Here is a 19,448-nt window from a genome sequence, read left to right as displayed (position 1 = left end):
CATGGGTATTCTAAAAATCACAAAAGGCCTGTTTGCCGTAAGGGAGGAACCTCCGGCTCCGTCTGAAAATACAGAAGAGAAAAGAGAAAAACTCAGCTACCAGGACTACGGTCTTCATCAGGCTTACCTGTTAGGTGGAAGTATTCCTGGCTTGCGAGTATGTTTGCAGAAAGTATATTTTGATTTTAAGGAAAGGATAAAGGATAATATAGATAAGCAGGAAGAACTGAAAAGACCGGTAAGGGTAAAGCTGGAAGAACATAAAGGAAATATAACCCGCTGGGAAAATAAAATTAAGAGGATAGAAGAAGAAGATATCCCGCGTTTAAAACAAAGAATAGAAACACTGAAGGAAGAAAAACTGAACATCCGGAAAAATCCCCAGGAGATTATAGGAGATTCAACCAGTAAACCCAGTTTCTATATCGGTAGCATTATCCTCGTTTTTCTCACAGTATACCTGTTTGTGTTTTATAGTTCAGCATCATATTCAGCATTCTTTAAGAACTTTGTGCTGAATGAAATAGGAGTGGCAAGCTCTATTTTTGACGCAAAGGCACTGTCAAATGCGCTGAATGACGGAGTTACGGAGCTGGTGCTGATCCTTACTATTCCTTTTGTATTCCTGGGGTTGGGCTATCTGATCCATAAACTGCAGGAAGAAAAGGGTTTCAGAAAGGTGATTAAAATTGCTACACTTATACTGGTTACATTTATCTTCGATGCTATCCTTGCTTATGAGATCACCGAAAAAATATATAACATAAGAAAGGAGAACAGCTTCGGCGATATCCCTGAATTTTCCATTCCATTAGCTTCGTATTCAATCAATTTCTGGCTGATCATCTTTGCAGGATTCATTGTATACCTCATCTGGGGTTTTGTGTTTGATTTTGTCCTGGAAGCTTTTGGTAAGCTGGATAAGGTAAAAGTAGCTTTGAAAGAAAAAGATCAGCAAATTGAAGATGCTACAAAGAATATCAGTGAACTAAAAACAGATGTTGATAAGATGAACCATCAGATTGATGATACTAAGACGCAGATAAAGAAACTCAATGAAACCATCAACAGCGTAATTATCCCACGGGAATTTGAGCAGGATGCTTTCAGCTTCATGTCTGGTTGGCTGACCTGGATGAAAGGGAACGGAAAGGCGCATACAGAGCTGGAGGCGGCAGAATCGATTGTACAGGAGTTTGTCAGCGTTGCTATTTACAATTACCCTAAAATGAACAACGGATGAAATATATATTACTCTTAGCCATTATACTATGGGGATGTGGATCGGATGAAAAAAAGCCGGCAGCCGGAATGACAGATAACGTAAAGGGCAAAAAAGCAGATAAGCAGATCAATCTGACCATACTGCTGGATCTCTCCGACCGGATAGATCCCGCAAAGAACCCTGACAAACCTGAGCATTCACAAAGAGATAGCGCTCTGATCGACTATCTCGCAGATTATTTCCTCAGCCAGATGAAGGCCAATGGGACTTATATGGCTAAAGGGAAAATGCGTGTGATATTTCATCCTAACCCTCCGGATCCTGGCATCAACCAGGCGGCAACAAAATTGAGTATCGATCTCTCGAAGATGGATTCCAAAGGGAAAAAGAATATTTATGAAACATTAAAACATACGGTAAGTGACAATATCAGCAGCATTTATAGTACAACCATCAGACAGGCCGCCTGGCCGGGATCTGATATCTGGCGTTTCTTTAAAAACGATGTAAATGAAATAGCTATTGATCCGGATTCCAGTTATCGTAACCTGCTGGTGATATTTACGGATGGATATCTTTATCACGCTGATTCGAAAGATGTTGTTGGCAACCGGTATGCTTATATCCTGCCTGATTTGTTTGACAAATACAAGTTGCGGAATGATGTTAAGTGGTCAGAAAAGATAGATAAGCTGGATTTCGGATTGATCAGCAAACGGACAGACCTGGACAAGCTTGAAGTACTGGTACTTGAGGTGACGCCTTCTGCGAAACACAAGAATGACGAAGATATTATTCGTAAAGTAATGGATAAGTGGTTTGCCGAGATGGGAGTGAAGAAGTGGAAAATTATCAATAGTGACCTACCAGAAACTACGGAACATAAAATAGAGAGCTTTTTACGCGGATAGCCATTTATGAGCGATGGATCAGATAGCTAAAATGACTATCTGATCCTCATCGCCGGAAAATTTTATCTCACTTTTGTCGATACCTTATCAGCAGTAGTTTCCCGTTCACGTATACCATATAAAATAGTTTTTACTATAGGTATTTTCTTTAGAAAATATGCCAGTACCAGGGTGGCTGTCAATGATATAAGGAAGCTGCTAAGAATGTGGCTTGCCAGTCCATTACCTAAATGCAGCTTTGCAAAGAATTGGTGACTTACATAGATATCCAGTGTATACAGACCAATCGTTGTCAGAAAGAGTTTTAACGGATTCAGATTTAACAGAATGTACACCAGCCCCAGAGCAATCACTATGCCGGCAAACGCTATGCAATAATTAATTATTTTCGATACAACTGCACTATGCGATTGTATTATTGCCGGGAATCCTGCAAGAGTCTTTATAAGACGCTCACTACTATGAAATTCCCAGATCTAGAATAAGGGTATATAAATTATAACTGCTGCAATCAGAAACAGATAACGCCAACGTACCAGATATTCTTTATAATAAATGGTCAGAGAGCCTGCCACAAAGAATATGAAGTGCCATTTCAGTAGGCCGAAACCTAAGATCTTTATTGGTATAATCTGCACCAGTAAAAAGACTATCACAGCTGCAGGCACTTTCCCACTTTTTGTGCCTGGAACATGACGTAGAAGAAGACATGACACAAAAATAAAACCCACAGGAACCACAATCCCATATCCGGATTTTCGTGAAGAGCCATCATGTGATGAGCAAAGTCAGGCAATTGACCTGTTGTAGCCCATTGTACCAGGTAGGCAATTAAATACCAGGCCAGGAAAGGGAGTACCAGTCTTGTTAAATTCCCGGTAATTGATCTGGAGACTCCGTACTTAGCCACACAGCCGCTGAGGAACATGAACAGTGGCATGTGGAATGAGTAAATAAGACGGAATAGGAAATTATCGAATCCTACAATATTGTCTTAAATTGAATGGCCAAGTACTACCAATAATATGCCCAAGCCTTTAGCAGTATCAATTAAGGCGCTTCTTTGTTTCATAGATATCTCAATACAGTAAAACAACTATCCCTGTAGCTGGGAAAATATAGACAGATGCGAAGTTATGGGCAATAAACAATATTCCCAAGTTGTTTATCCCCAGATGGTTCAGCCTGGCCACAGCGTAACCCAGCTCTTGGTAAAAGGCTCAAACTGGCATATTACTTTATGTCGGGAGATCAGATATACGATTTATATTTAAGTAGTATATCTTCGCTACCTGAAAATACTTAGTTAATTATGGAATATATAAAGGAATACACCGTTAAGCCAGAACACATTGACGTACAGGAAATAATGGATGGCCTGTACTACCCGTTTTATATGGAATATTGCCGGCATGACTTTATAAAAGATGTACTTGGTTTCAGCCTGGAGGAAGAAGCAAAGAAAGGGGTGAATATGGTACTTTCCCAGTATACTATCCAGTTTGTCCGTTCTCTGAAAAAGGGCGATACGTTTACTGTAACATGTGAACTGTTTGCTGATAAGAGTGAAAAGCCCCAGATCCACTTCCAGCAGAAAATAATGATGAATAATAAGGTTATTACCAAAGCTGTTTTTACAGGCACCTGTGTACCTGCCACCGGCGGCAGGCCATTTTTGCCTGAAGGGATTAAAGAAAAGTTGAAATCTGCTCCTGTATTGGAAGCTTAATAAATAAGAAGCTTTGGAATATCATTCCCAGGCTTCTTATCCCCAATCTTGCTTCTAACTTTCTCATTTTCTTCCTTTTTACTAAAAGAATTAGTAAATAGCAGCCTGAATCAGGAAAACGCAGGAAAAAGATGAAAGAAAAAGTCTCAGTAACCGATACTGGTATCCAGTCCTCCGGGTTGCCGAAGGATTATATGGAAGCCATTGCAGAATATATCTGGAACGGGTTTGATGCTGCCGCTACCACTATCAGCATTAACTTCGAAACAAACGCCATAGATACTATACATAGTTTATCTATCACGGATAACGGCACAGGGATCGATTATGACCTGTTGAAAGAAACCTTTGGTCATTTCAATGATTCTATCAAAAAAGCCTACTTTCAAAAATACTCTTCAGGTATAAAAGGAAACAAAGGCCGCGGCCGCTTCTCTTTCTCTGCATTCAGCGGTAAAGCATTCTGGCAGACCGTGTATAGGGATACAACTACCGGTACGCTCACTGAATATGATATAACCATCACCCGGAATTCAAAGGATTTTTTTGAACCGGATAATAAAAAAACTTCAAAGAAGAAGGCAACAGGGACTACTGTTACTTTCTCAGAACTGTTTGATGTAACAGGTTTCTCTTTCCAGTCTGATGACTTTAAAAACTTCCTGGTAAAGGAATTTGGATGGTTCCTGATGCTGAACAGGGAGAAGGAATATAAGATACTTATCAACGGACAACCCATAGAATATGTACAATCTATTGCGGAGAGCGATACCGGTACACTTGCGTTGAAAGACGCAGAAGGTACGCAATATTACTTCAGGATCACTTTTGTAAGATGGTCTGAGAAGATAGGAGATAAGTTCTTTTTTTACTTCCTTAATTCAAAGCAGGAAGAAGTGTTTAAAGATCTCACCTCTTTCAATAATAACGCAATAGGCTTTAACCACAGCGTTTATATAGAATCCCGCTATTTCGATACCTTCCATCCGGGGGATGTAGAACATACCCAGAATATGTTCGAAAAAACAAGGCAGCATATGGTGTTTAAAAACCTGATGACCCACCTGCATGAGCTATTGCGTAACAGGCAGAAAGCTTTTGTGGATGGAACGGCTGCCGGTAAGCTGGTAGATCTGTATGACAGGAATGATGTCCTTCCCAGGATAGAGGACAATCACAAAAGAACAGAATTCCTGCATACCCTGAAAAATATCTATAGTATGGAACCACGGTTGTTCCAGGGGCTCAATAAAGAGCAGCAACGCGTTTATACCGGTCTGATAGGTATTCTGCTACAAACAGACAGGAAAGAAGAACTGATGGAACTGATAAGCCGCGTTTCCAAACTCAGGGAAGAGACTAACTGATCAGCTTTGCCAATGAATAAGCCGCAACAGCAGCTATAATACCGGTCAGCGTTACTTTGAGGGTGCCCTTCAATAACGGCTGACCGGTTACTTTTGATTTGAAGTATCCGAAGATCATCAGCGCTATAATAGTGATGGCACAGGAAAAATAAAATCCCTGATGATTATTGCTGCTTACCAGGTAAGGGAATAAAGGAATGAACCCGCCTAAAAGATAAGCCACCGCAATGGTAATAGCTGATTTATATGCCCTGTTCTTATCCGGCTTATCCAGGCCCAGTTCATAACGCATCATAAAATCCACCCACTTGTGTTTATCCTGGCTTATCTGCATAGTTACCTGCCTGCTTAATTCCTTATCTACACCCATCCCTATAAAAATGGCTTCCACTTCCTGCCGTTCGGTTTCGGGTACTGCTTCCACCTCTTCATATTCCTTCTTCAGCTCAGCATCGTAATGTTCTACTTCCGTCTGCCCCGCCAGGAAGCCACCTAATCCCATCGAGATGCAGCCTGCTGCTATTTCTGATATACCGGATACAATGATCAGGTGATTGGTATCCAGCACCCCGCTTAAACCCGCTGTTAACGCAAAGGGGACAGTAAGCCCGTCAGACATGCCGATGATAATATCTCTTACAAGGTTGGAGCTGGTAATATGGGTTTCCGCATGCATAGATGATACGTTTACTTAAAAGTATCAAATTTCATTGCTCCATTTAAATTCTTCCTGCTTTATTTTCCATATAAATCCATCCATGATATAATGGGTGATCTGCGGCAATGCCAGCAGGGGGACTACCGTGACATCCCACATCAGTATTTGCAGCAGGATGGCGGGTGGGAAGAACACAAAATCATTTTCAATAAACCAGTTGAAATTTGTTGATCAGTGTATTGGTCAGCAAACGGAAATCTTCATATGAATGAAGTAGTTGATGCTCAGTTGTATATAGTGTTGCAATAAGGTGGGTCCCTTTGTTATATTCCATAGGTTGCAGGAAATATTGAATAGCAAAATACGTAAACTTATTGATTTTTATATGGTTATGTCTTTTAATCACTGAAATCCCTGAAAACCGCTATACCTCCGGGATAGATTATCCTCTACTTTTGTGTCGTAATAATCAAACAAGCATGAAACAAAAACCGTCATTAGCGTTTATTGCCACATCATGGCTGGCTTTGTTCATAGGAGTGTTCGGTTATATTATCGGTCTTTGGAATGCGCAGATGCAGCTTAATGAAAAGGGCTATTATTTTACTATCCTGATGTATGGATTATTTGCAGGTGTATCCGTACAGAAATGCGTAAGAGACCGTCTTGAGGGTGTGCCAGTTACAGACATCTACTACGGTATCAGCTGGGTATCTACCATTCTTTGCCTGTTGCTGCTTACAGTTGGCTTATGGAATGCTACCCTGTTGCCAAGCGAGAAAGGGTTTTATGCTTTTGCATTCCTGCTCAGCATCTTCGGCGCTATCAGCGTACAGAAGAATACACGGGATACTCAGGCTGCCAAAGCCGCAGCTTCAGCTTCAGACCAACACTGATCACAACGATAGTTCTACATATCTATTAACCATATCATTATCATGAAAAACCAAACGTTAGCTATCATAGCCTATATAACCGTGATAGGATGGATCTATACGTATATCCAGTATAAAAATAACCCGGTAAAAGACGCGCTGGTGCGTTATCACCTCGGACAGTCATTGGGTATTTTTATCATCGCGGCAATTATCACTACTATTTATAAAATAGTAGCAGGCATTATGCCATCTATAGGTTCTATTATAGCATTAGCCGGCCTTCTTCCATTGATGATGCTGGTGTATGGCATTATAGCGGCTTCTCGGGAAGCACAAAGCCCCGTTCCTGGTGTAGGAAAATATTTTGAGAACAGATTCGGTTTCCTGAACTGATCTCACGAGTGCACGCACCCACACTGAACGTATCCTGATTCCCTATAAAACCATGAAAATTGCAAGAAAGCTCCGTCCTGGAGCTTTCTTCGTTTTTATTTGTAGATCTCTATCGTTATTTTTCCATCGGCAGTCACAGTGCCTCTGTACATGCCTTCTGTATTGAACGGGAGTGCAGCATTACCATCTTTATCGAGCGCTATCAGTCCTCCGTCACCACCAAGCGCTCCTACTTTTTCTATCACTGTTTTGCCGGCATCCTGTACTGACAGCCCTTTATATTCCATTAATGCAGACAGATCGTAAGCTACTACGCTACGTATGAAGAACTCACCCCATCCGGTACACGAAACAGCCACGGTTTTATTATTAGCATAAGTACCCGCTCCGATGATGGGGGAATCCCCTATACGTCCAAATTTTTTGTTGGTCATTCCGCCGGTAGAGGTAGCGGCTGCCAGGTTCCCGGCTTTATCCAGGGCTACGGCGCCTACGGTACCAAATTTATTGTCCCGGTTTTCTATACCCAGCTTGCCTGCAGGCTGATAACTATGGTCCAGCTTACTTTTCATGGAATCTTCCTTCAGTGCTTTCTGTAAAGCATCCCATCTGTTTTGTGTACGGAAATAGGAGGGGTCGACTATCTCCAGTCCGGCATCTTTGGCAAATGTTTCTGCCCCTTTACCTGTAAGCATTACATGACTGGATTTTTCCATTACTGCCCTGGCGGCGCTGATGGGATTCCGTATAACAGATACGCCTGCTACGGCACCCGCTTCCAGCGTTTTCCCATTCATGATAGCGGCATCCATTTCGTTCCTGCCGTCATGTGTGAACACTGCTCCTTTGCCTGCATTGAACAGAGGATTATCTTCCAGCACTCTCACTGTGGCTTCCACCGCATCCAGGCTGCTTTTTCCTGCCTGTATGAGTTTATATCCTGTACTCAGCGCCTCCTGCAACCCGGCCTTGTAAGCCGCTTCCTGTTCAGGAGACATGTTCTTCTTAAGGATAGTGCCTGCTCCGCCATGCACTACCAATACATATTTCTGTTGATGGCTGCTATCGCCCGGGAGGGACATTGCGCCGGCCTGTATGCAGATGCCGGTTAGCAGGAGCAGGGCCATGGACCGTAAAAAGCTAAGTCGTTTCATGTTATCTAAATTATAAAAATCCTGTCACCCATAGGACACTATAGGATGCTTTCCTTCTGCGGATATCGCAAATTAATGATCTGTTGCTTTATGCAAACGTTTCCATAATTTTTGTTATAATGCGTTCCACGATGAAAAATAATTGCCGGTCATTGGTCCGCTTTCCCGCATTTTTATTACTGCTATGCTGTTCCATTGCTACGGCCCAGGTCCCTATTAACCGTGCCCAACTGGTGCAACGTCATAATGTGCTCAATCATCAGTTTGATTCGCTGTCATCTCTCACACTGGGTAATGGGGGATTTGCCTTCACTGCGGATATTACCGGCCTGCAAACCTTTCCGGAAGCTTATGCAAATGGAGTTCCGCTGGGCACTCAATCCGGATGGGGATGGCATGGCTTTAAAGATACCGCCGGCTACCGCTTTGAAGAAAGCCTGAAAACCTATCACCTGCATAACAGGGATATCACTTATGCTGTACAGTGGAGTCAGCAGGGCAGGGGTAAGGCCGCCGCCGACTGGTTCCGTCAGAACGTACATAGACTGCAATTGGGAAATGTTGGTTTTGAGATCATTAAAAAAGATGGAAGTGTGGCGGTCCTTAATGACATACAACAGGCAGACCAGCGGCTGGACCTCTGGAATGGCCTGCTTAGCAGCCGTTTTTCAGTGGAAGGTGTTCCCGTGGAAGTATCCACAGTAGTACATCCATACCAGGACATTATATCTGTAAGCGTACGTTCTGCCCTGCTCAGGGAAGGACGCCTCAGGCTGCGGGTGCGCTTTCCTTATCCTACAGGCGCTTTCACTGATGCCGGTGTTAACCGGAATAATGCAGACAAGCATACTTCAGGTGTATTCAGTGCAAAAAGGTATGATCTTACCTTGTATCATGAACTGGATGACTATCGCTATGTAGTAGAGATAATGGGTAACGCTCCGCTTACACACAGTCAACAGCAAAAGCATGATCACCTGCTGCAGCCTGCGGCCGGTGGTAGTGATCGTTATGAATGCAGTATCAGGTTTGGCAGGACAACTTCTGTTTTACTACTGCCCACCTATGACCTGGTCAAAAAAAGTAGTCAGAGCTATTGGCAACGTTTCTGGCAGGAGGGGGGAGCCGTAGATTTTTCCGGTAGCACAGATCCCCGTGCTCCTGAGCTTGAACGGCGTATTATCCTGTCCCAATATCTTATGGCGGTACAATGTGCCGATAACATGCCTCCGCAGGAAACAGGCCTGACCTACAACAGCTGGTTTGGTAAACCTCACCTGGAAATGCACTGGTGGCATGCGGTACATTTTGCACTGTGGAACCGCCCGGCACTGTTGGAGAAAAGCCTGGCCTGGTATGCAAAGGCAGCTGATAAAGCCACTGCGCTTGCCCGCCGTCAGGGATATAACGGCCTCCGCTGGCAGAAAATGACAGACCCGGAAGGTAATGAAAGCCCTTCCTCTGTCGGGGCCTTCCTCATCTGGCAGCAACCACATTTTATTTATATGACAGAGCTGCTGTATCGTCATGATCACAGGCGGGCTACACTGGACAAGTATAAGAAACTGGTTTTTGCTACGGCAGACTTTATGGCTTCTTACGCCTGGTATGATACAGCTACTCACCGCTATATCCTGGGAAAAGGGCTGATCCCCGCACAGGAGAGGTTCAAGCCTGACAGCACCTTCAATCCTGCATTTGAGCTGGCTTACTGGCGCTGGGGGTTGAACACTGCGCAAACCTGGAGGGAAAGACTGGGCCTGCCCCGGAAAAAGGAGTGGGACAATGTACTTAAGGAGCTGGCTGAGCTTCCTCAGCAGAATGGACTTTATCTTCCGGCAGAAAGTGCTCCCAACGGGTATACCTATCAGCCTTATATGACAGATCACCCGGCAGTATTCGGGAGCCTTGGAATGCTGCCTGCAGGTGCTCATATAGATACGGCCGTTATGCACCGGACTTTCGATAAGATCTGGAATGTCTGGAACTGGCAGGAAACCTGGGGCTGGGATTTTCCTCTCACTGCTATGACTGCCACCCGTCTTGGATTGTCTGAAAAAGCGATCGATGCGCTTTTCATGCCTGTGCAAACGAACACCTGGTTGCGCAACGGGCATAACTACCAGGATGAAAGGCTACGGCTTTACCTGCCGGGCAACGGTGGGTTGCTTGCTGCTATTGCCCTGATGTGCGCAGGTTATGATGGTAATAAAACACCTCATCCCGGTATTCCGGACAATGGTAAATGGAAAGTAAAATGGGAAGGCTTACAGCCTATGCCCTGATCAAATAAACATCCACGAAAAACGACCTGAAATGAAGATGTACTTTTTGTTCGTATCGGCCCTGTTGGGTATCGGAAGCATTCTTCCCTGCCATGCACAGCAGCCGCTGCCATCTAAGAAAGAAACCCTGAAAACACTGACACTTGCCAACAGGTATTTTATGGAAAAATGGCCGGACGCCGGGAAACCTATTGTCCTGAATAAAACCTGGCCCTCCAATATCTGGACAAGAGCTGTGTATTACGAAGGACTTATGGCACTATACGGCATTGACAAACAGAAAAGCTATTATGATTATGCTATCCAGTGGGGTGATAAACACCAGTGGAACCTGCGTGGCGGTATTACCACCCGGAATGCGGATAACCAGGCCTGCGGACAAACCTATATTGACCTTTACCTCATAGACAAACAGGAGGGTCATATTCAGAACATCAAAGCTTCTATAGACAGTATGCTGCGTTCTGATGTGATAGATGACTGGGACTGGATAGATGCTATTCAGATGGCCATGCCTGTAATGTCCCGGTTGGGGAAATTATATAAGGACACTGCTTACTTCCATCGCATGTATGAAATGTATGCTTATACTAAGTTCAAACATGGCACCAATGGTTTGTACAACCAGGAAGAGCACCTCTGGTGGAGAGATAAGGACTTTGTACCTCCCTATAAAGAGCCTAATGGGGGCAACTGTTACTGGAGCAGGGGAAATGGCTGGGTGCTGGCAGCACTGGTACGTACTATGGAGGACCTACCGCAATCTTCCCCTTATTACAGGATATTTCTGCAGGATTTCAAGGATATGTCAGCAGCTGTGCTGAAACTACAACGCCCGGATGGCTTCTGGAATGCCAGCCTGCATGATCCCAATCACTTTGGCGGTAAGGAGCTGACCGGCACTTCTCTCTTTGTTTATGGCATGACATGGGGTATCCGCAAAGGCTATCTTGATAAGAAGACTTACCTGCCGGCCGTTACCAAGGCCTGGAATGCGCTTATCAAAGAATGCGTACACGAAGATGGAAGATTGGGTTATGTACAAAGTACCGGAAAGCAACCATCAGATGGTCAGCCTGTTACCTATGACAAAATCCCTGATTTCGAAGATTATGGCCTGGGTTGTTTCCTGCTGGCCGGCACAGAGGTCTATAAGCTCAAATAAAAATTCCGTTTTCGAGCTACTTCCCACTGGCATTTATATCATTTTTGCAGCCTGGCAGCATAGGAAGCTGCTGCCAGTGCTGCAATGACTGTTAAAAAACTCATAGGGAAGATTCATCTCTGGCTCGGCTTTATATCCGGGCTGGGCGTATTCGTGATAGCTATCACAGGTTGTATCCTGGCGTTTCAGCTGGAAATTGAGAGTGTTACAAAACCGTATATACACACGCCTTCGCGCCCGGGAAAGAAAATGCTGCCTCCTTCAGCGCTTAAAGCTATTGCAGTAAAGCTGGTGACGGACAAACATCCCAATGCCGTTAGTTACCCCGGTAAGGATAAGAGTGCCTCTGTTATGTTCTGGGGTGCTGCCCCGGATTATTATTACCAGGTATTTATGGACCCCTATACAGGTAAAGTGCTGAAAGTATGGAGTGAGGAAGATGACTTCTTCCACTTTATACTGCATGGACATTTTTATCTCTGGCTGCCGCCAGCCATAGGACAGCCGGTAGTGGCCTCTGTTACACTGATCTTTGTAGTTATGCTCATTTCAGGCCTTATCCTCTGGTGGCCAAAAAATAAAAACGCTGCTAAACAACGTTTCTCTGTTAAATGGAATGCCAACTGGCGCCGGGTGAATTATGACCTGCATAATGTACTGGGTTTTTATATACTTACCATAGGGCTGATCATTGCCTTTACCGGCCTGGTATGGGGCTTCCAGTGGTTCAGCAAATCGCTTTACTTCGCAACTTCCGGCGGACAGGAATTACCTTCTGATGTTCCTCCTCTTTCAGATACTACCAGGGCTGCGATGTATGCCGTTGCAGAAGACCATGTATGGCAGGAACTGAAAGCAAATGCACCTGCTCATGCCGGTATCTTTATATCTTTCCCGAAAGAAAAAACAGAGGCTATTTCCGGCTCTGTTAACTACAGGCCAGGTACATACTATAAATCTGACTATTACTATTTTGACCGCAATACACTGGCGGTTTTACCTGCCAAAGGCCCACAGACAGGACGTTTTGCTGATGCTGGTTTTGCAGATAAGCTGAGAGGTATGAACTATGATATCCATGTAGGTGCTATCCTGGGTATTCCCGGTAAAATAATTGTTTTCCTTGCCAGTCTCGTCTGTGCCAGTCTTCCTGTTACCGGTATTTATATATGGTGGGGAAGGCGGAATAAGAAAGTAAAAAAATCTCCCGTAAAACGCCGTGCTGCTCCGCTTATAAAAAATAAAGCGTAAAAATTACCTTTCACACAAAATAATTTCTATTTTTCGACTTGTGCAGGTAGCATAAGTGAGTTTTTTTATCCACGTATAATTATAATCAGGTCTATGAGTCTCAACAATTCCGCAACCGCCATTGGCGGTTACGCGCCACGTCATGCATTTAATCATAAAAAAATAAAGCTCCACAAGATCATGGAAAGAACTCTTGGTATTGCTGCTATGCTGCTTACCCAGCAGCTGTATGCGCAGCAACAGCAGGCGCCCGCCTATCCTCTGGTAACTCACGATCCCTATTTCAGTGTCTGGTCTGCCTCAGATAAACTCACGGCATCGCCTACCCGGCACTGGACAGGGACAGAGCAGTCCCTCACAGGTTTCATAAAAGTAGATGGAGTTACTTACCGGGTACTGGGTGCCAGGGGAGAGTCGTACAATTCAGTGGTGGCCGCCGCTGATGAGAACGCCTATACCTGCAGGTACACTGAAACTGCTCCTGCCCAGGGATGGGAGGAAAACTCCTTTAATGACGCCGGATGGTCTGCCGGTACAGCGCCTTTTACTGACGATGCAGAGAGGAACGGGGGAACTGCCTGGAAAAGCAGGGAGATATGGATGCGCCGTACTTTCTCCCTGAAGAATACTAACCTTGAAGATCTCTTTCTGAAGATCTATCATGACGATGGTGCGGAGGTATATCTTAACGGAGAGCAGATCTACTTCAGAAACAGCGTGCTCAATCATATGGGTTATTTTGCAGTAAGTGAATCTGCAAAGAAAAAACTGCGTAAAGAGAATAACGTATTGGCCATCCATGTTACAAACACCGGTGGTGCAGCCTGGCTGGATGCCGGTTTTTCTGTAAAGGAAAAAGATACAGATATAGGTAAAGTACAGGAGGGAGAGCAGAAAGGTGTAGCCATAGATGCTACGCGTACAATTTACACTTTTACCTGTGGTAAGGCAGACGTCAGCCTGGCATTTACCTCACCCTTGTTGCTGAATGATCTGGACCTTTTGTCCCGCCCGGTTACTTATATCACTTATAAAGTAAAATCTAACGACGGTGCTAAACACGATGTGGAATTGTATTTTGGCGCTTCCTCAGACCTGGCGGTGAATACTTCTGCGCAGGAAGTTACAGCACAGCAATACAGCAACGTTGGGCTTTCCATCCTGAAAACCGGTACAGTAGCGCAGCCTGTGCTGGCTAAAAAGGGAGACGACCTGCGTATAGACTGGGGCTATCTTTATGTGGCGGTACCGCAGTCGCCCGCTGTAAAACAGTACATCACCAAAGGTTCCCAGGCATTAACTTCCTTCATTGGTAAAAGCCGGCCGGAAACAGTTACCGGTGGCAGAAAGCTGGTACTGAACACAGTCGTGGCTCTGGGTAAAGTGGATAAAGAAAAAGAGCAGGTGATCATGCTGGGATATGATGACCTGTATTCCATCCAGTACTTTGGTACCAACCTGATGCCCTGGTGGAAAAAGGACGCTTCATATACTTTTGAAAAAGAACTACAGAAAGCAGCATCCGGTTATACTTCCATTATACAACGTTGTGCTGCCTTTGATAAGGAATTGTATGAAAGCACCAGGAAAGCCGGTGGTGAAAACTATGCAAAGCTATGTGTACTGGGCTACCGCCAGAGCATTGCCGCGCATAAGCTGGTGAAAAGTCCGCAGGGAGAAATTCTTTTCCTCTCCAAAGAGAACTTCAGTAATGGCTGTATCAATACGGTAGATGTTACTTATCCTTCAGCTCCTTTATACCTGGTGTATAACCCTGAGCTGATGAAAGGAATGCTGAATGGAATTTTTTATTTCAGTGAAAGCGGTAAATATACACAGCCTTATGCCGCGCACGATCTTGGCACATACCCATTGGCCAACGGTCAGGTATATGGAGAGGGCATGCCTGTAGAAGAATCAGGCAACATGATCATTCTCACGGCTGCTATTGCCAGAGCAGAAGGTAATGCAAATTATGCAAAGCAACACTGGAAGACACTGACCACCTGGGCAGAATACCTGTTAAAAGAAGGTTTTGATCCTGCCAACCAGCTTTGTACAGACGACTTTGCAGGGCACCTGGCAAGAAATGCCAATCTCTCTGTAAAAGCAATTGTAGGGCTTGGCTGTTATGCCATGCTGGCAGAACAATTGGGCGATAAGGCAACTGCAGATAAATACAGGCAGGCAGCTAAGGAAATGGTACCTAAATGGATGCAGCTGGCGGATGATGGAGATCATTATACCCTGGCATTTGAAAACAAAGGCACCTGGAGCCAGAAATATAACCTTGTATGGGACAAAGTACTGGGCCTGGGCCTCTTTCCTTCATCTGTATACGAAAAGGAGATTAAATATTATCTGACCCGCCAGGAACAATTTGGTCTTCCGCTGGATAGCCGTAAAAAATACACTAAATCCGACTGGATATTGTGGACCGCAGTGCTGGCAAATAACCGCGCGGATTTCTCTGCCCTGGTAGACCCGGTGTATAAATACGCTGTGGAAACACCTACACGTGTTCCGCTGAGCGACTGGCATGAAACTACCGATGGCAGAATGGTAGGTTTCCAGGCAAGAAGTGTGGTGGGCGGTTACTATATGCAGTTGCTGGGAGATACTATCAAAAAATAAGAGAAGCAGATTGTAATACGCTGTAAATTAATATGGTGGCTGTTCTACGACAGCCGCCATATTTGTTTTACAACTGTAGTAATCGTACTACAAAACTATTTGAGAAGGGAATTTATATTTGCATTAACAAAGAGATTCAAACTATCCTACTATAAAAAAGGCAAACCCCTTTCCCTATTTTATTTATTGTCGATAATCTTTTCTTAAGATAGCAAAGTGTATGTGTATAGAGCGTACGCTTTCAAGAACTTGGTTTTTATTAGGATATGGTTAGAGGGTTGTTATTCTTAACGACCCTTTTTTATTTCCCGAAAAGTATCAGCAAAACATAAAAAAAGCCCGCAAACATAAATTTGCGGACTTCTACCTTTCGGGGTATGGATGTATTTAATTCAGGATTATTTAATAATGGATGTCTGGGATTAGCAGTTCAATGGGAGGGTGTGGATGAAAAACTGCTTAACATGTCTCGAATATAAAAATCCTTACATCATCAGTTCTGGCTGAACTCACTGAAGAAGCGGCGTGCAACATGTTTGAACCTTTTTATATCTTCTTCGTTTTCCAGCGCTATATCTGTATGATTTGTCGTTGAATTATAATATTGTAAAGCGGCGGCCGCAATATCCAGATTACCGTTCTTATCTGCACTGGCTTTGATAAAACGGCTGTTGCAATTCAGGTAGTGAAGTGCTTTAATGTCAAAATCAAAAGTGATAGTACCGTTTGCCATAATCTTTTCATTTTTATACCAGGATAACATAAAAATTTCGTGCCAAAAATTTCGGGGTGCTGAAAAAAACGATACAGTATCAAAAATCAGCTGCCAACATTGTTTATTACCTGAGGGTTGTGCATCTATTCCCCATTTTGTACCTTACCTTTCAGAAAACTCAATTAATCATGCAATTTCCCACGTTGTTAAAAGCACTTTGTACAGGGGTGTGTTCATTAGGTTTAGTCATAAATAGCTTTGCAGATGTTCGTTTACCTGCTTTAGTAGGAAGCAATATGGTACTACAACGGAATAAGCCTCTCCAGGTTTGGGGATGGGCAGACAAAGGCGAAAAAATTTCTGTCAGCTTTCGCAATCATACTTACAATGCTGTGGCAACAGCAGATGGAAAATGGAAAGTACAGTTGCCGGCGCAGACGGTGGGTGGTCCGTATACGATGACCATTACCGGACACAATACAATAAAACTGGACAATATCCTGGTAGGAGAGGTATGGGTGGCTTCAGGCCAGTCCAATATGGAAATGCCTGTAAGAGGTTGGGGGAAGGTGCTCAATTATGAGCAGGAGATAGCGGCCGCGAACTATCCTGAGATCCGCCTGTTCCAGGTAAAGCGTGCTACCAGCAGTGTTCCGCTGGATGATGTTAAACCCTGGGAAGGGGGCTGGCAACCCTGTTCGCCGCAAAGCATCCCTGAATTTTCTTCTACTGCTTATTTCTTTGCCAGGGAGATCTATGGGCATGAACATATTCCTGTAGGAATAATTCACAGTTCCTGGGGGGGGACTGTGGCAGAAGCGTGGACAAGCGGGGAATCTGTAAAACAGATACCTGCTTTTGCAGATACGGTGAAAGCTTATGAAAGCCTTCCTGCGCCGATAGCTCCGGGTAATCCTAATAAACCAACGCTTCTTTATAACGCAATGATCCATCCTTTGCTGCCTTATACCATTCGTGGTGTGATCTGGTACCAGGGAGAGGGCAATGCAAACAGGGCTTACCAGTACAGGAAACTATTTCCGCTGATGATCAAAGACTGGCGTAAGCACTGGAACAATGGAAACTTCCCGTTCTACTTTGTACAGCTGGCCGCATTTAAAGATCCGAAAGCAGAACCGGGAGAATCTGACTGGGCAGAGCTCAGGGAGGCGCAGCTGCTTACATTGTCATTGCCTAATACAGGGATGGCTACAGCTATGGATATTGGAGATGCAAAGGACATTCATCCCAAAAATAAACAGGAAGTAGGCCGCCGGCTCTCCCTCATAGCAAGAGCACAGGTTTATGGTGAAAAGATATCCTTTTCCGGTCCTGTTTATCAGTCCAGGCTGATTAGCGCCAATAAAGTGGTATTGACCTTTAAACATGCTGATAATGGGCTTAAAACAAAACAAGGCGCTGCATTAAAAGGATTTGCAGTAGCTGGTGAAGATAAAAAATTCCACTGGGCTGAAGCGACTATCACTGGTAATAAGGTAACGGTATGGAGCAGTGAGGTAGCTCGTCCTGTAGCTGTACGTTATAGCTGGGCAGATAATCCCGACGGCAACCTGTTGAATGGCGCCGGCTTACCCGCCAGTCCTTTCCGCACAGATGACTGGCAGGGCGTAACTTTTGGCCAGCAGTAACTATATTTGGGAGCCGGTTTCCGGCTCTCCTTTTCAAAAAATTGTGTGGAGGAAAAACAGAACGGAATTAAAGATGCGCCAGCTAATTACAGGTTTTCTCTTTGCATTGTTATGGGCTTCTGCTGCTGCAGCCACTAAGTTTGGTATACGGGTAGCAGATCCCTTTATTCTTGCCAACGTACGGTTTCTGATAGCAGGCAGCGGTATGCTGGCGTTTGCTTATCTTTTCCGGCGTGAACAAAGCGCCTGGCCGGAAAAAACGGAATGGAAGCATCTGCTGATCTTCGGCTTTATGAATACTACCATTTACCTGGGTTGTTTTGTTTTATCCATGAGATCTGTCTCTGCCGGAATAGGGAGTTTATCTACAGCTACCAGTCCTTTGTTCATTATGATCATCTCTGCATTCTGGATGAAGCGGGCATTGAAATGGTATGAAATAACAGGTATGGTACTGGGGCTGACCGGCGTGGCACTTGCCACCTGGCCTTTGCTGAAAGACAGCCATGCTACGGTAAGTGGTATTTTGATATTAATGTTTGGAATGGTGTCAGTGTCTGTTGCAACTGTCTATTATGCCCGTATCAAATGGAAATTATCCAATATTGTCATTAACGGATGGCAGGTATTACTGGGAGGTATCCTGTTATTGCCTGTTACCTGTCTTTTCGCAGATTTCAGAAATACCCGGTTCAATATTCAGTTCTGGTGTTCAGTAGGATGGCTTATCCTGCCGGTATCTGTAATAGCGCTGCAATTATGGTTCTATCTCGTCAAAAAGGACGCAGTAAAAGCCTCTTTGTGGATGTTCCTTTGCCCGGTGTTCGGTTTCTTTTTTTCCTGGGCACTGTTAAACGAACCCATTACCTGGTTTACACTGGCAGGTACTGTGTTAGTAGTAGGAGGTCTTTACCTGGCCCAACGTGATAAATTCAATCCTCAAAATCAATAGATTTGATCTTGTTGGCCAGGTTATCAATGCTTTGCAGCTCTATTTCCGCCATTTTCCTCTTGAGCATTGCCACTTCTCCGGGCGATATCAGGTCGTTCTGTAAGGCCATCTCTATCTTTTTCTGCAGCAGTTTTTTAGACCGCTCTACTTTCTTTGCTTTGAAATAAGCATTTGTTTTCTTTGAGATATACTTCCAGAACAGGGAGAGTACAATAGACACGCTGGGTGCTATAATCACCATCCAGGATTTTAACGGATAACTATCAGGTAGATTATTGGCCAGTAGAACTAATAGGGTGCCGCCTCCTGCGCCGGCTATACTGGCTGATGTTGAATTCGGTTGCTGTGAGTTGGAAGCTGCATGGGATGGATTAGCAACCGGGGAAGTTTCTTGGTCCAACGAATGACTGAGGTTTTATAGGATAATATGATAAAAGATTATAGGTAAGTAGGTGATATGGTATAATACCTGGTGATCGGTT

18 protein-coding genes are annotated in these 19,448 nt (G+C 44.3%); 12 read left to right on the top strand and 6 right to left on the bottom strand.

Annotated features, from left to right (window positions below; genetic code table 11):
- Position 1 precedes the first annotated feature (1 nt).
- Positions 2-1,243, top strand: coding sequence for a coiled-coil domain-containing protein (locus tag GO493_RS22425; protein ID WP_157308464.1), 1,242 nt, complete (start codon positions 2-4; stop codon positions 1,241-1,243).
- Positions 1,240-2,136, top strand: a complete 897-nt coding sequence (locus GO493_RS22420) for a hypothetical protein (RefSeq protein WP_157308463.1) — start codon at positions 1,240-1,242, stop codon at positions 2,134-2,136. The genes GO493_RS22425 and GO493_RS22420 overlap by 4 nt, the downstream gene beginning before the upstream one ends.
- 652 nt (positions 2,137-2,788) lie before the next feature.
- On the opposite strand, the gene GO493_RS22415 is transcribed toward GO493_RS22420, so the two are convergent.
- Positions 2,789-3,124: an acyltransferase family protein gene (locus tag GO493_RS22415; protein ID WP_394350745.1), complete on the bottom strand. Its 336-nt coding sequence runs from the start codon at positions 3,122-3,124 to the stop codon at positions 2,789-2,791.
- Positions 3,125-3,448: 324 nt separating this feature from the next.
- Between GO493_RS22415 and GO493_RS22410 the strand changes: the two genes are divergently transcribed.
- Together GO493_RS22410 and GO493_RS22405 are read left to right on the top strand one after the other, a co-directional pair.
- A complete protein-coding gene (locus GO493_RS22410) occupies positions 3,449-3,865 on the top strand; it encodes an acyl-CoA thioesterase (RefSeq protein WP_157308461.1) in 417 nt (138 codons plus the stop codon).
- Positions 3,866-3,996: 131 nt separating this feature from the next.
- A complete protein-coding gene (locus GO493_RS22405; RefSeq protein WP_157308460.1) occupies positions 3,997-5,232 on the top strand; it encodes an ATP-binding protein in 1,236 nt (411 codons plus the stop codon).
- Here GO493_RS22405 and GO493_RS22400 read toward each other — a convergent pair.
- Together GO493_RS22400 and GO493_RS22395 are read right to left on the bottom strand one after the other, a co-directional pair.
- Positions 5,225-5,908, bottom strand: coding sequence for a VIT1/CCC1 transporter family protein (locus tag GO493_RS22400; protein ID WP_157308459.1), 684 nt, complete (start codon positions 5,906-5,908; stop codon positions 5,225-5,227). The two genes, GO493_RS22405 and GO493_RS22400, sit on opposite strands and share 8 nt — an antisense overlap.
- A 24-nt stretch (positions 5,909-5,932) precedes the next feature.
- Entirely contained in the window at positions 5,933-6,085 is a 153-nt protein-coding gene (locus GO493_RS22395; protein WP_157308458.1) for a hypothetical protein, read from the bottom strand.
- A gap of 284 nt (positions 6,086-6,369) precedes the next feature.
- On the opposite strand from GO493_RS22395, the gene yiaA reads away from it, so the two are divergent.
- A complete protein-coding gene (gene yiaA / locus GO493_RS22390) occupies positions 6,370-6,786 on the top strand; it encodes an inner membrane protein YiaA (protein ID WP_157308457.1) in 417 nt (138 codons plus the stop codon).
- 42 nt (positions 6,787-6,828) lie between these two features.
- Positions 6,829-7,161 (top strand): DUF4870 domain-containing protein, encoded by a 333-nt coding sequence (locus tag GO493_RS22385; protein WP_157308456.1) that lies wholly within the window; start codon positions 6,829-6,831, stop codon positions 7,159-7,161.
- Between the two features lie 95 nt (positions 7,162-7,256).
- Here GO493_RS22385 and GO493_RS22380 read toward each other — a convergent pair whose 3' ends face one another.
- Positions 7,257-8,315, bottom strand: a complete 1,059-nt coding sequence (locus tag GO493_RS22380) for an isoaspartyl peptidase/L-asparaginase family protein (RefSeq protein ID WP_198315798.1) — start codon at positions 8,313-8,315, stop codon at positions 7,257-7,259.
- Positions 8,316-8,446: 131 nt separating this feature from the next.
- Here GO493_RS22380 and GO493_RS22375 point away from each other — a divergent pair, with 131 nt between their 5' ends.
- The 4 genes from GO493_RS22375 (at position 8,447) to GO493_RS22360 (ending at position 15,650) form a co-directional block, all read left to right on the top strand.
- The gene (locus tag GO493_RS22375) at positions 8,447-10,600 is read left to right on the top strand and encodes a hypothetical protein (RefSeq protein ID WP_157308455.1); all 2,154 of its coding nucleotides are present in this window, start codon (positions 8,447-8,449) and stop codon (positions 10,598-10,600) included.
- Between the two features lie 31 nt (positions 10,601-10,631).
- Positions 10,632-11,765: a glycoside hydrolase family 88/105 protein gene (locus GO493_RS22370; RefSeq protein WP_157308454.1), complete on the top strand. Its 1,134-nt coding sequence runs from the start codon at positions 10,632-10,634 to the stop codon at positions 11,763-11,765.
- 84 nt (positions 11,766-11,849) lie between these two features.
- A complete protein-coding gene (locus GO493_RS22365) occupies positions 11,850-13,016 on the top strand; it encodes a PepSY-associated TM helix domain-containing protein (RefSeq protein WP_157308453.1) in 1,167 nt (388 codons plus the stop codon).
- A gap of 180 nt (positions 13,017-13,196) precedes the next feature.
- On the top strand, positions 13,197-15,650 hold the full coding sequence (locus GO493_RS22360) for a glutaminase family protein (protein ID WP_157308452.1): 2,454 nt from the start codon (positions 13,197-13,199) through the stop codon (positions 15,648-15,650).
- Between the two features lie 493 nt (positions 15,651-16,143).
- Here the strand turns inward: GO493_RS22360 and GO493_RS22355 are convergent, their stop codons facing one another.
- Positions 16,144-16,383: a hypothetical protein gene (locus tag GO493_RS22355; RefSeq protein ID WP_157308451.1), complete on the bottom strand. Its 240-nt coding sequence runs from the start codon at positions 16,381-16,383 to the stop codon at positions 16,144-16,146.
- A 170-nt stretch (positions 16,384-16,553) separates the two neighbouring features.
- Between GO493_RS22355 and GO493_RS22350 the strand changes: the two genes are divergently transcribed.
- Both GO493_RS22350 and GO493_RS22345 read left to right on the top strand, forming a co-directional pair.
- Positions 16,554-18,014 (top strand): sialate O-acetylesterase, encoded by a 1,461-nt coding sequence (locus GO493_RS22350; RefSeq protein ID WP_157308450.1) that lies wholly within the window; start codon positions 16,554-16,556, stop codon positions 18,012-18,014.
- Between the two features lie 73 nt (positions 18,015-18,087).
- Positions 18,088-18,966 (top strand): DMT family transporter, encoded by an 879-nt coding sequence (locus tag GO493_RS22345; RefSeq protein WP_157308449.1) that lies wholly within the window; start codon positions 18,088-18,090, stop codon positions 18,964-18,966.
- On the opposite strand, the gene GO493_RS22340 is transcribed toward GO493_RS22345, so the two are convergent.
- A complete protein-coding gene (locus tag GO493_RS22340) occupies positions 18,947-19,366 on the bottom strand; it encodes a hypothetical protein (RefSeq protein ID WP_157308448.1) in 420 nt (139 codons plus the stop codon). The two genes, GO493_RS22345 and GO493_RS22340, sit on opposite strands and share 20 nt — an antisense overlap.
- Positions 19,367-19,448: the final 82 nt, after the last annotated feature.

This window comes from Chitinophaga tropicalis (assembly GCF_009758205.1).
Lineage (GTDB): Bacteria > Bacteroidota > Bacteroidia > Chitinophagales > Chitinophagaceae > Chitinophaga > Chitinophaga tropicalis.
The sequence above is the reverse complement of the archived record's forward strand: the minus strand, read 5'-3'. Positions and strand labels throughout refer to the sequence as shown.